13 protein-coding genes are annotated in these 11,731 nt (G+C 44.3%); 8 read left to right on the forward strand and 5 right to left on the reverse strand.

Going from position 1 to position 11,731, the window contains the following annotated elements:
* Positions 1 to 59: 59 nt before the first annotated feature.
* Entirely contained in the window at positions 60 to 1,100 is a 1,041-nt protein-coding gene (gene bamC, locus ASV53_RS03990) for an outer membrane protein assembly factor BamC (protein ID WP_094956187.1), read from the reverse strand.
* Positions 1,101 to 1,130: 30 nt separating this feature from the next.
* Positions 1,131 to 2,012 carry a 4-hydroxy-tetrahydrodipicolinate synthase gene (dapA, locus tag ASV53_RS03995; RefSeq protein WP_094956188.1) on the reverse strand — a complete coding sequence of 294 codons (882 nt, stop codon included), beginning with the start codon at positions 2,010 to 2,012 and terminating at the stop codon, positions 1,131 to 1,133.
* Positions 2,013 to 2,194: 182 nt separating this feature from the next.
* Between dapA and ASV53_RS04000 the strand changes: the two genes are divergently transcribed.
* The 3 genes from ASV53_RS04000 to ASV53_RS04010 all read left to right on the forward strand — a co-directional run bounded on the left by ASV53_RS04000 (position 2,195) and on the right by ASV53_RS04010 (position 3,885).
* Positions 2,195 to 2,734 (forward strand): glycine cleavage system transcriptional repressor, encoded by a 540-nt coding sequence (locus ASV53_RS04000; protein WP_062690716.1) that lies wholly within the window; start codon positions 2,195 to 2,197, stop codon positions 2,732 to 2,734.
* A gap of 9 nt (positions 2,735 to 2,743) precedes the next feature.
* Positions 2,744 to 3,220, forward strand: a complete 477-nt coding sequence (gene bcp, locus ASV53_RS04005) for a thioredoxin-dependent thiol peroxidase (RefSeq protein ID WP_062690715.1) — start codon at positions 2,744 to 2,746, stop codon at positions 3,218 to 3,220.
* A 242-nt stretch (positions 3,221 to 3,462) separates the two neighbouring features.
* The gene (locus tag ASV53_RS04010) at positions 3,463 to 3,885 is read left to right on the forward strand and encodes a MarR family winged helix-turn-helix transcriptional regulator (protein ID WP_189337818.1); all 423 of its coding nucleotides are present in this window, start codon (positions 3,463 to 3,465) and stop codon (positions 3,883 to 3,885) included.
* A 75-nt stretch (positions 3,886 to 3,960) separates the two neighbouring features.
* On the opposite strand, the gene ASV53_RS04015 is transcribed toward ASV53_RS04010, so the two are convergent.
* Both ASV53_RS04015 and ASV53_RS04020 read right to left on the reverse strand, forming a co-directional pair.
* Positions 3,961 to 5,034 carry an AI-2E family transporter gene (locus ASV53_RS04015; protein ID WP_094956190.1) on the reverse strand — a complete coding sequence of 358 codons (1,074 nt, stop codon included), beginning with the start codon at positions 5,032 to 5,034 and terminating at the stop codon, positions 3,961 to 3,963.
* An 8-nt stretch (positions 5,035 to 5,042) separates the two neighbouring features.
* The gene (locus ASV53_RS04020) at positions 5,043 to 5,273 is read right to left on the reverse strand and encodes a sulfurtransferase TusA family protein (protein ID WP_062690713.1); all 231 of its coding nucleotides are present in this window, start codon (positions 5,271 to 5,273) and stop codon (positions 5,043 to 5,045) included.
* A gap of 159 nt (positions 5,274 to 5,432) precedes the next feature.
* Here ASV53_RS04020 and bepA point away from each other — a divergent pair, with 159 nt between their 5' ends.
* From bepA to ASV53_RS04040, 4 genes are all read left to right on the forward strand, one after another.
* Positions 5,433 to 6,887, forward strand: a complete 1,455-nt coding sequence (bepA, locus tag ASV53_RS04025) for a beta-barrel assembly-enhancing protease (RefSeq protein ID WP_094956191.1) — start codon at positions 5,433 to 5,435, stop codon at positions 6,885 to 6,887.
* Between the two features lie 182 nt (positions 6,888 to 7,069).
* On the forward strand, positions 7,070 to 7,420 hold the full coding sequence (arsC, locus tag ASV53_RS04030) for an arsenate reductase (glutaredoxin) (protein WP_062690711.1): 351 nt from the start codon (positions 7,070 to 7,072) through the stop codon (positions 7,418 to 7,420).
* Positions 7,420 to 7,998, forward strand: coding sequence for an NAD(P)H:quinone oxidoreductase (gene wrbA, locus ASV53_RS04035; protein ID WP_094956192.1), 579 nt, complete (start codon positions 7,420 to 7,422; stop codon positions 7,996 to 7,998). Before arsC ends, wrbA begins: the two co-directional genes overlap by 1 nt.
* Positions 7,999 to 8,102: 104 nt before the next feature.
* On the forward strand, positions 8,103 to 8,528 hold the full coding sequence (locus tag ASV53_RS04040) for a DUF2069 domain-containing protein (RefSeq protein WP_062690710.1): 426 nt from the start codon (positions 8,103 to 8,105) through the stop codon (positions 8,526 to 8,528).
* A 100-nt stretch (positions 8,529 to 8,628) separates the two neighbouring features.
* On the opposite strand, the gene ASV53_RS04045 is transcribed toward ASV53_RS04040, so the two are convergent.
* The gene (locus ASV53_RS04045) at positions 8,629 to 9,924 is read right to left on the reverse strand and encodes a DUF2066 domain-containing protein (protein WP_239928723.1); all 1,296 of its coding nucleotides are present in this window, start codon (positions 9,922 to 9,924) and stop codon (positions 8,629 to 8,631) included.
* Positions 9,925 to 10,252: 328 nt separating this feature from the next.
* Between ASV53_RS04045 and ASV53_RS04050 the strand changes: the two genes are divergently transcribed.
* Entirely contained in the window at positions 10,253 to 11,503 is a 1,251-nt protein-coding gene (locus ASV53_RS04050; protein WP_062690709.1) for a uracil-xanthine permease family protein, read from the forward strand.
* Positions 11,504 to 11,731: the final 228 nt, after the last annotated feature.

Genomic DNA, 11,731 nt, shown 5'->3' on the forward strand with positions numbered 1-11,731 from the left:
GACAATAAAAAACCGCTTTCGGTGTTAGCCTCAAGCGGTTTTTTTTCATTTCAAATATTCTATGAACCGTTAGCTTTACGGTTACTAGACTCAATGGCTTTACCAAATACGGGTGCCATGCTTTCTAACGCACGCTCTGTAATTGGCTTACCATCTGAATCAGTTACATTCAATGATGTACGGTTACCAAGATCACCTAACTGAAGCTTATAAGTAGAATCATCAAGCTCAATCGGTTTAACACCTAGATCCGTCCAGAATTGATCATCTGGCGAGCGGAATTTCACTTCCACTACACCTTGTGAACGGTTACGACCTTCAATAGTAAAGCCAAGCTCATCAAGCAATGATGGTAAACGTTCCCAGAAAACGTTATAGGGCGCACGCGCAATAATAACAGGCAGACCACTACGATCTTGCCCCATGGTAATTGGAATTTGTTTCACTAGCTCTTGTGCACGTAATCGTGCTTCTTCACGTACTTCGGCATCGTAACGCGACGTAACTAAGTTAGTCATTAAGATGCTATATCGTTCTTTATTAATAACAGAGACAGGCTCGTCTTTATCACCTTCACGCCAATCAATAAGAATGATTTGATAGTTATTCTCGCCCGGCTTATCAGACTTAGCGATCACATAACGGCTACTAACCTGTGTTTCGTCATCTTCATTGGTCCAAGAAACCCACTCTGTTTCTAAGCGGTTGGCACTTTGTTCACGTAATGCGATACCTTGCTCGGTAAGCATGGTTTTCGTTAATGACCAAACACCCGCGAGTTCCTCACTATTAGCGAGCACTAAGGTGACACCATCTACGTTTTTAACAACGCGAGCACCAGGGATCAATGCCAGCACTTGCTGTGGCGAACGAATATCGACACCTGCGCCAATTTCACCAGAAAATGCTTGGTTAGGGATCGCATAATCATTAGTAGCATAAGGCTCTGTACCTTCAGGCAACACCCAGTTGCTTAATGGTTTAGTTTCAAGATAGGTAAAATCTTGATTTGCCTGACGACGTCGCTCTTCACTACCCGAACAGGCTGCCAAGCTGGCAACCATTAATGTCGTTAGTACGAACCTATGTTTAGAATTCATTAATGCTCCTGCGCTCCTACGCGTTGCAAACTATTGCAGCACACCGCTTTCTTGCAATGCTTCAACCACTTTGGGTTGTGCTGACTCACTTAATACGGTTAATGGCAAACGTAAATCACCCAACTCAATCAAACCAAGTTTGTGAGCTGCCCATTTCACTGGGATTGGATTAGATTCTACAAATAAATTTTTATGTAAGCTCATTAAACGTGCATTGATTTCACGTGCAGCCTCAAACTGACCTTCACGTGCCAATTTGAACATTTTTGCCATATCTGCAGCTGCAACGTTTGCCGTGACAGAAATCACACCATGACCACCACGTTCAACAAACTCTAATCCAGTAGCATCGTCGCCGCTTAGTTGGATAAAGTCTTCGCCACAAAGTTCCCTAATCTGTTGAACACGATCTAAATCTGCGGTCGCATCCTTAATACCGACGATATTGTCGATTTTAGCTAAACGTGCAACCGTCTCAGGTAATAGGTCAACAGCCGTACGACCAGGTACATTATAAAGAATCTGTGGTAGATCTGTTGCCTCAGCAATCGCTTTATAATGCAGATATAAACCTTCTTGCGTTGGTTTATTGTAATAAGGGGTGACACTTAAACAACCCGCAACACCAGTACCAATAAAGAGTTTACTGAATGTAATGGCTTCGTGCGTTGCATTAGCGCCGGTTCCTGCAATAACAGGAATACGGCCTTTCGCAAGCTCGATAGTCTTAACAACTACCTTTACGTGCTCATCAACCGTTAATGTTGCTGATTCACCCGTAGTACCAACAGATACAATCGCATCTGTGCCTGCTGCAATATGATATTCCACCAAATTTGCAAGGCTAGTGTAATCCACTTCGCCCGCTTCATCCATTGGCGTGACTAGCGCAACCATGCTTCCTGAAAACATGTCCATCTCCCCTTGATATATATAACTTCATGGTACGATTGAGTGAATATAAACTCAAGCACGAGCGTAGGTAAAAGTACTATCTTGACAATAACTTGATAAGAAGTTGCTAGCGATGTCTGTTATCCCGACTGAATACCTGTGCTACCATGCGGGAAAGATAACAATACGATGTAGAGAATATGGAACATTACTTAGTTATTACTGCAGTTGGTACGGATCGTCCAGGCATCTCAGACGAAGTTACTCATCTTGTCACCGAATGTGGCTGTAACATCATAGACAGCCGTATTGCTCTGTTTGGCCATGAATTTACGCTCATCATGTTATTGTCAGGCAATGGCAATGCCATCTCTCGCGTTGAAGCCTCCTTACCGCTAAAAGCGCAAGAGCATGAACTGCTCACGGTGATGAAGCGTACTTCAAAACATAAAGCGCGCTTATTTTCATACACGGCTGACTTCCATATCGAAGCCGATGATATGCCGGGCTTAGTGGGTCAATTTACCCATTTCCTTGCCTCTCGAAAAGTCGATATCGCATCCTTAAGCGCACACACTCACGATGCCAGCGAGACTGACAGTACTGATCGTTTATTCATCCAAATCAGTACTAATATTCCCGAGGGTTGCAACCTCATGACATTACAAGAAGAATTCGAAGCCCTTTGCACCGATTTACTGGTGACAGGCACTGTCAATTTTGTTGGCCATAATCAATAAGGAAGCCTCATGAATACGTTGACCGCAGGTACTTCAGCCCCTGCTTTCACCCTACTAAACCAAGACAACGAAAACGTTAGCTTGGCTGATTTTAAAGGTAAAAAAGTCTTAGCTTATTTTTACCCCAAAGCCATGACACCAGGCTGTACTGTTCAAGCATGTGGCTTGCGTGATAGCAAAGCTGAATTAGATGCACATAATGTTGTGGTACTGGGTATTAGTATTGACCCGGTAAAACGCCTACCTAAGTTCATTGAACGAGATAATTTAAACTTCACGTTACTGTCCGATGAAGATCATGCCGTATCCGACCAATTTGGCGTCTGGGGCGAAAAAAAATTCATGGGTAAAATATACGACGGTCTTCATCGTCAAAGCTTTTTAATTAATGAAGAAGGCGTTATTGAACACGTTTTCAATAAATTCAAAACAAAAGATCATCATGAAGTTGTGCTTGCCTACTTAAATGAACACGCTGACGCCTAATATAGAGCAGTCAAACCGTTCAACTCAATGCCTGCGCTGCTCACCGCAGGCATTTTTATTGTTAAGCATGATCATCACCGACCAGCCATAATGCCACAACAAAAACCCGATAAAATTCGACTTCCCTCACTTTATCCATAAAAATCATCACTCAAACCTTGCTCAGAGCCTGCTCACTCAGATATAACCCCAGTTAGTTTGAAATAAAACCAAATCCAACTTTAATATTAAGGATAATGTTAATGAACGACACACTACTGGGATTAATCTGGAACACGTCACGCGCAGTGCAAAACAAAGCACAAAGTACCGTTGGTCAGGTATCGCCTGAGCTCAATGCCGAACAAACGCTAATGCTGATGCTACTAAAAGAAGAAGAAGATGGCTTACGTCCAATCGATATTGCAGAGCGCTTAATGCGATCGAAAAGTTCGGTAACCAGCATTATTAAAACGGCTCAACGCCACGGTTTAGTGGCAACTCGTCCTCACCCACATAAAGGTAATTCAAAGTGTGTCCACCTCACAAAAAAAGGGGTGATGGTGTGTAACTCTGCGGGGAATAATATTCACTCTTTACTTGCAGAAGTCCCTCAAGGTTTAACAGATAAAGAAGTTGAGACTTGTCGAAAAGTACTGGAAGTGACACTCAATTGCTATCGCTAATCGGTGAGTAATAATCAGAGTAATCATAAAAAATGGCGCATCGAAATGCGCCATTTTACTATATAAGAATAAGCGCTAGGCTTGCTCTTGTAACTCATCATCTTCTGTCGCTGAGAAAGCACTCCATACCGCTTTCACCAATGTTGCTAATGGAATAGCGAAGAACACCCCCCAGAAGCCCCAAAGGCCACCAAACACCAGCACCGCAATAATAATCGCCACAGGGTGAAGATTGACAGCTTCCGAGAATAAGATAGGTACTAATACGTTACCATCTAATGCTTGAATGATACCGTATGCCACCAGTAGCCACCAAAAATCAGGCGAGATGCCCCACTGGAACAAACCAACCATCGCCACAGGAATGGTCACAGCTGCCGCGCCAATATATGGGATCAGCACAGAGAAACCGACTAAGACAGCCAGTAACAAGCCATAACGCAGATCTAAAATCACAAACGTCAGGTAACTGATTGAACCTACAATTAGGATCTCGGTTACTTTACCGCGAATATAATTTGAAATTTGCTGATTCATCTCCGCGCCAACTTTACTGGCAAGGCGACGATTCTTTGGTAACACAGTCCCTAAGATAGACAACATTTCTTGCTTATCTTTCAGTAAGAAAAAGACCAGTAACGGAACCAAAATAAGATAAACACCGAGTGCTGCTAAGCTCACCAACGAGGCTAACGAGCCTTTCACTACGCTTTCACCCATACCCAATACTTTTTCTCGTAGGGTATTCATGAACGTATCCACTTGGTGTGGCTGCACAAAGTCAGGATAGCGTGATGGCAATGACGATACATAACTCTGCAAGTCATTAAACATAGTCGGTACATCAGACATCAGGTTTCCAATCTGATGCCAAATGGTAGGCACTAAACCAAACACCGCCATCACCATCAGCCCAACAAAGATCAATAAGACAACAGTCACGGAAAGCGATCGGGGCAAACCCAATTTATGTAAACGTGCAACTGGCCATTCGAGTAAATACGCCAACACAATTGCCACCAATAAAGGCGCTATCAAATTCCCTAAGAAATAAATCGTTAAAAAGCCACCCACAAGGATAACCACCAGACTCGCTGCATCTGGGTCTGAAAAACGTCGCTTATACCAGCGATTAAACATATCGAGCATAACTGTCTCTATTTTTGCATTTTGGTGACAAAAAGAATCAATGACTGCGCCGAGTCATTCTGAATTTCAATAGCATAACCATGATTGATTAAGTATCGGGGAATATCTTGTCTCGCGCCTGAATCAGAAACATGAATCTCCAGCTTTTGTCCCAAACTCAACGCGTTAACAGCCCTTTTGGCTAATAATAGTGCCATAGGGCAGCGCTCAGTCATTAAATTAAGCAATTGCGTTTCCATTCCAGTGTGCTGACAGTTATTATCCATTTACGCATTGTAAATGACATCTGCTCGACAAAAAAGAAACCTGTACGGTGTTCTATTGTCTTATTGCTAATAGTCCCTGTTTTTCCGGGCTAGGACCCAACAATTCAGATCAAAGGCGATTGTATTATTTCTATGTCCCGATTGAAGAAAGCCCCAGCTTATTTACTGATCACAGCATTATTGAGTAGCAGTTTGCCTATTCATGCTGAGACTTTTAACAGCTTACCAGAAATTGGTACCACTGCGGCTTCAACCCTTACAATAGAAAAAGAACTGGAATATGGTGATGCTTACATGCGAATGCTGCGTGCAAGTCGACCTATCATCAGCGATCCTCTTTTGGCCGATTACGTCCAAGATTTAGGCCACCGCCTAGTGGCTAACGCAAATGATGTCCGTACCCCATTCAACTTTTTCCTGATCCAAAATCGTGAAATCAACGCCTTTGCCTTCTTTGGTGGCTATGTAGCACTTCACAGTGGCTTATTTTTATATGCCAAATCAGAAAGTGAATTTGCCTCTGTTGTGGCGCACGAAATCGCACACATCACCCAACGCCATTTAGCGCGAAGTATGGAAGATCAAGCCAAAAAGTCACCGGCAACTATGGCCGCAATGATAGGGTCTCTCATGCTTGCCATTGCTTCACCAGAAGCAGGGATGGCTGCACTGCACGCAACAACAGCCGCTTCAGTCCAAGGGCAAATCAACTACACCCGCAGTAACGAAAAAGAAGCGGATCGCATCGGTATTGCTACTTTGGCTAAATCAGGCTTTGAAGTACAAGCAATGCCACGGTTTTTTGGTCGTCTGGCCGATCAATATCGTTATGCAAGCAAGCCTCCTGCGATGCTGCTGACTCACCCCTTACCGGAAGATCGTATTTCAGATACCCGAAACCGAGCAAGTCAATATCCGGCACGCCGGGTAGAGCCATCAGATCGTTATCTACTGGCCCGTTCACGTATTGTGGCGCGTTTTGCTGGGTTAGAAAGCGACGCGGCATTAGATTGGTTTGACCGTAAGTTGAAAAAGGCCAGAGGCCAACAAAAAGTCGCGCTGAACTATGGTAAAGCCTTAATACTGATAGATACGGGTAAATATGCACAAGCCCATGCCTTACTCGATCCATTACTGGCCGCTGAACCAAACAATCGTTTCTTCATTGATTCCGCAACCGATTTAGACATTGGCGAGAAAAAATATGAATCCGCGATTGCTCGCTTACAGAGTGCTTTGAAGCAAAGTCCAGAGCAAAAAGTATTACGCTTAAACCTTGCCCATACCTACCAAGAAGCAGGGAAAGTCGATGACAGCTTATCGATGTTATTGCGTTATACCTACGATAACCCGAAAGATACCAATGGCTGGTACATGCTTGCCCAAGCACAAGGGGAAAAAGGAAATCGAGCAGCTGAACTAGCAGCCCGAGCTGAATTGCTCGCACTGCGTGGGTTGTGGGATAAAGCCATAAAAAACTATATCCAGGCCAGTCAATTAGTTGAGATAAATTCACTCGACCAAGCGCGTTACGATGCTCGGATCGACCAACTTCGCTTATCTCGTGAAAAGTTTGCAGCACTGTAAATACGCACAAGCCCCTCACAACACCTGATACAAGCTATCGCGATAACCGATCTCGCGTGATCGCGATAGCAAAGCCACTGACACACGCCTTTCAATACCGCTTTATTCCCTTACAATGAAGCATCACTCCCTACGCGCTCAACACGTTACCAGGGAGGATCAAAACTAAAAATGGAGAAACCATGTCTATTTCGATCTATCACAATCCTCGCTGTTCAAAGAGCCGTGAAACATTAGCGCTACTTGAAGAGAAAGGCATTACACCAACCATCATCAAATACCTAGATCAAACACCAAGCATTGCGGAACTTGAAACCCTACTAAAGCAACTTGGGTTTGATTCGGCACGCCAAATGATGCGCACCAAAGAAGCTATTTATAAAGAATTAGCATTGGGTGATGACGCTATTACTGAAGCGCAACTTTTTACTGCAATGGCAGAAAACCCGAAACTTATCGAGCGTCCAATTGTTGTCAATGGCAATAAAGCCGCACTCGGTCGCCCACCAGAGCAAGTATTGGATATTCTTTAATGCATTCAATATTAGTGCTGTATTACAGCCGTCATGGCAGTACGCGACAATTAGCGCGTCAGATAGCCCGTGGCATCGAACAAGTTGATGGCTGCGAAGCGGTATTAAGAACGGTGCCAGACATTAATGAGCAAGGGCTGCAAACGCAGCCCCCAGTTGATGGCGATCCTTGGGTTAATCACCACGATTTACAAACTTGCTGCGGCTTGGCATTAGGGAGCCCAGTTCGGTTTGGTAACATGGCTGCGCCACTCAAGCACTTTATTGATTCCACCAGCGCGCAGTGGCTATCAGGGGCGTTAATTGGTAAGCCTGCAAGTCTTTTTACCTCATCATCGTCTATGCATGGTGGGCAAGAGACCACGTTACAATCCATGATGCTGCCATTGCTCCATCACGGGATGCTCATCGTTGGCATTCCTTATTCTGAACCACAACTCCACACTACGGAGCATGGCGGTACACCTTATGGGGCTTCTCACCTAAATCATGGTAATGGGTTACATCAGGATGAAATGTTACTGGCACAGGCACTAGGAAAGCGTCTTGCACAAACAGCGAAAAAACTCTCTGACTAAGTTTTTTCCTTTACAGGAATCTCTCGGACACGAAAACAATTTGAGAACGTGGTAACGGAGCTTAAAACCAAGATGGAAAACAAACACTCGCAAGGAAGGTGTTTATGGTAGCAATGCAACCTTTAACTCAGAATCTACGCTATTTTGCGTTAACCAGTAACTTAAGCTTATTACTGTGGGTCGCGTTATGGCAGGGCGTTATCTCGCCGCACCCTCACCTCAATAACATCATCATTATGCTTATGTGGGTATTTCCACTGCTATTACCTTTAAAAGGAATACTCGAGGCAAAGCCCTACACTCATGCGTGGGCTAATTTCATTTTGATGTTCTACTTCCTGCATGCCCTCACTATTTTATGGATAGAGCCTGCAGAACGTTGGTTAGCAGCAGTAGAGCTTGGCATTACATCTTGTGCATTCATCGGCAATATCGTATTTGCCCGTCAACGAGGGCGGGAACTAGGAACGAAACTGCCACGCCTTTCTCAAGTCGAAAAAGAAGAGCACGCAAGACATCAAGACAAATAAGTGGCAACGAATGCCATTTAACAACGCTAAAAAAAACGGCTGCATCATCTGCAGCCGTTTTTATATCTAACGCGTCGAATTCAGTCACCGCTTGGCACTGTTAAGGCTGCCAATAGAACTGATTTTCTACAGCAACTTCAGATGGCATCACAACATCAGCTGAACGCGGTTGGGTTACACTCCCTTCCGTTAATGTCGAATCTTCTTGGGCTATCGTTTTTTCAGGTGATACCACACCATCACCGACGATCACGGTATTGGTCGTTACGTCTTGCTCTGAACGCGAGACATCAGTATCGCTAATACTCTGCTCCTGATTAACAACATTAATATTGCTATCACTCTCAACTAAAGCTTGTCCTGTATAGCTATCTTCAGAAAGCGGAGTCATACGACGATCCAACAACAGTTCGCGCTTAAACGCATCTTCAGTCGTTAACAGGTTTACACCAAACATCGCCTTATCGCCATGTAAACGCTGCACATCTACCGAAGCAACTGAGCTTAAACTTGTTAACATGCGCTCAAGTGTAAAGAAATCTTCCGTCGTTTGAATATTCGCCACACTAATGGTGAATAGACCTCGGCTTTCTCCCCCCAGTTGCACGGCATATTTTGCAGCCAACTGATCGGCAATCTGATTAACCATTTCACGTGTTGCAACTGCTAACTCACCACTCGCACGACCTTCTTTAGGCGCAACTTGTGATGCAACCAAGCGATCGGCCGACTGCTCGAAAAGCTGCCAAGAAAGCGAGACATTACTGCCATCTTCACGTGCTCGTACAATCAAAATTGATTCAGGGTTATAACGTAAACTCGCATTTGCAACAGGCTCAACAAAACCACCCCATAAATCAGGCACTGTGACGGCGGTAATATCTTCAAAATCACCAATAGGCATCAATACTGGTACACCACGCTGATTAGCCGCGGTATTCATTTCCGTTTGCAGTGGGTTGCTTGTCTGATCCCATACAATTTCGCGTTCACGGTTATTCTCTTTTACTAACCAAACTAAAACGGCAGGACGCTGATCGCTCCATACGGTTGCATTGGCTTGAGCTAATAAGTTATGAACTTGCACGCGATCAAAAGTCATATCTAAGGTTTGTTGACCATTTAGCGATCCAACACCGAATTGACTAATGTATTGGCTTGAGCTTGATAACGCCTTGCGAATAACCTCGTTATCGACCACCTGACTCTGACCAGACACTTTCACCAGCACTTGCTCAAGGCCTTGCTGACGCGCGGTTTGTTCTGATTGCTTATCAGTATCTGGTAATACAACCTGAGCCTGATATAAGTTATTCACTGTGGCAGCATTCAAAGGCAACGCCAATAACGCCAACATAAAAAAAGCAAAACGCAGCATAGAAAACTCATTCATCATTTAGATATATTCCGATCATAAGGTGATTTGCCTATCAGCAGCAACCTCTTAGCCCCGATATCGTGACAGATTTTAGTCAATCTTCATGTTTTTATATTTTTCCGCCTTCAGATCTGCCATTCCTCAGCAAAAAGTCTGTGGTACCCACAAAACCAAAGTGAAATATCGCATCGCTTACAGGAATTAGTGATGCTCCGTACAAAAGGGATGTATCCATATCAGTGATAGAAAAAACTCTATTTCAAAGCATAGGTAATCGTTTGCTGCTGTGATAGGATTGCGCGATTTTATTTTTAGAAGACCAAATTTTGACAAGGTGGATAAAAAAATGATGCAGGTTCTCCAAGGTGCACAAATGTTATTTGTCGCATTCGGTGCATTAGTGCTGGTTCCGTTACTAACTGGCCTCGACCCCAATGTTGCCCTATTTGGTGCAGGTATAGGTACCCTTCTTTTCCAAGTGATCACCAAACGTTCTGTTCCTATCTTCCTCGCTTCATCTTTCGCTTTTATTGCTCCTATTATGTACGGCATCCAAACTTGGGGCGTAGCCAGCACCATGGGTGGCCTAATGATGGCTGGGGTTGTATACGTACTCATGGGCGTTGTGATCAAAGTTCGCGGCGTCGGAATCATCCATAAATTACTGCCGCCAGTCGTTGTTGGCCCAGTTATCATGGTAATAGGCTTAGGTCTGGCACCAGCTGCAGTCAACATGGCTGTTGGTAAAAGTGGGGACGGTGGCATCCAACTGGTTAACGGTGATGCGGCGATTTGGATTTCTGCCGCCTCATTACTTACAACAATCACATTCAGCGTATTTGCCAAAGGCTTCTTTAAACTCGTACCTATCATGGCGGGTGTTGTTACGGGTTACTGTGTCAGCCTTGCTTTTGGTGTGGTCGACTTTACGCCTGTGGTACAAGCAAGTTGGTTAGCAATGCCGAACTTCACTTACCCTGAATTCAACATCAATGCAGTGCTATTCATGATTCCAGTTGCGATCGCACCCGCGGTTGAGCACGTGGGTGACATGTTGGCAATCTCAAATGTCACCGGTAAAGACTACCTTAAAAAGCCGGGACTACACCGTACGATGGCGGGTGACGGCATCGCAACAATTGCAGCATCTATGTTTGGCGCACCGCCCAATACAACTTACTCAGAAGTCACCGGTGCGGTAATGCTAACCAAAGCTTTTAACCCTATCATCATGACATGGGCCGCTGTAACAGCACTTGTATTGGCATTTGTTGGTAAGCTTGGCGCTGTACTACAAACCATTCCAGTTCCTGTAATGGGTGGCATTATGATTTTGCTGTTTGGTTCAATCGCAACAGTAGGCCTAAATACTCTGATTAAAAACCAAGTAGACCTACACAAGGCACGTAACCTTGTGATTGTAGCGGTAACACTGGTATTTGGTATTGGTGGCATGGCTTTTGGTATCGGCGAATTCAGCCTTCAAGGTGTCAGCCTATGCGGTATCGTCGCGATTTTGCTTAACCTTGTTTTACCAGATGACCTGGGGGAATCACACGTTGTTGATAATGCACAGATTGATGGCATTGAGAAATAACAGCTAGCCAAATAATAAAAACGGTAACCTTATGGTTGCCGTTTTTATGTCTATTTCATAGCTAAAAGATGTTGCCATACTGCGTCCTCAATGTGCCAATACAATTCGGGACAGAGCACATCACAAGATCAAAAAAGCCGAACCAAGGTTCTAATGCCGATCAGTTAGCGTAAATATGATCGGTTGAACGATCCTCCAGAGCTGTCAAAATCCAAGTGTAATTAATGC

The organism is Photobacterium sanguinicancri, assembly GCF_002265265.1.
GTDB lineage: Bacteria > Pseudomonadota > Gammaproteobacteria > Enterobacterales > Vibrionaceae > Photobacterium > Photobacterium sanguinicancri.

What these genes read in the sequence shown, in the direction of transcription:
- wrbA (WP_094956192.1), top strand. Translation starts at nt 7,420, where the DNA reads ATGCATTCAATATTAGTGCTGTATTACAGCCGTCATGGCAGTACGCGA.
- ASV53_RS04000 (WP_062690716.1), top strand. Translation starts at nt 2,195, where the DNA reads ATGGAACATTACTTAGTTATTACTGCAGTTGGTACGGATCGTCCAGGC.
- ASV53_RS04015 (WP_094956190.1), bottom strand. Translation starts at nt 5,034, where the DNA reads ATGCTCGATATGTTTAATCGCTGGTATAAGCGACGTTTTTCAGACCCA.
- ASV53_RS04040 (WP_062690710.1), top strand. Translation starts at nt 8,103, where the DNA reads ATGGTAGCAATGCAACCTTTAACTCAGAATCTACGCTATTTTGCGTTA.
- ASV53_RS04045 (WP_239928723.1), bottom strand. Translation starts at nt 9,924, where the DNA reads ATGATGAATGAGTTTTCTATGCTGCGTTTTGCTTTTTTTATGTTGGCG.
- dapA (WP_094956188.1), bottom strand. Translation starts at nt 2,012, where the DNA reads ATGTTTTCAGGAAGCATGGTTGCGCTAGTCACGCCAATGGATGAAGCG.
- bamC (WP_094956187.1), bottom strand. Translation starts at nt 1,100, where the DNA reads ATGAATTCTAAACATAGGTTCGTACTAACGACATTAATGGTTGCCAGC.
- bcp (WP_062690715.1), top strand. Translation starts at nt 2,744, where the DNA reads ATGAATACGTTGACCGCAGGTACTTCAGCCCCTGCTTTCACCCTACTA.
- arsC (WP_062690711.1), top strand. Translation starts at nt 7,070, where the DNA reads ATGTCTATTTCGATCTATCACAATCCTCGCTGTTCAAAGAGCCGTGAA.
- bepA (WP_094956191.1), top strand. Translation starts at nt 5,433, where the DNA reads ATGTCCCGATTGAAGAAAGCCCCAGCTTATTTACTGATCACAGCATTA.
- ASV53_RS04010 (WP_189337818.1), top strand. Translation starts at nt 3,463, where the DNA reads ATGAACGACACACTACTGGGATTAATCTGGAACACGTCACGCGCAGTG.
- ASV53_RS04020 (WP_062690713.1), bottom strand. Translation starts at nt 5,273, where the DNA reads ATGGAAACGCAATTGCTTAATTTAATGACTGAGCGCTGCCCTATGGCA.
- ASV53_RS04050 (WP_062690709.1), top strand. Translation starts at nt 10,253, where the DNA reads ATGATGCAGGTTCTCCAAGGTGCACAAATGTTATTTGTCGCATTCGGT.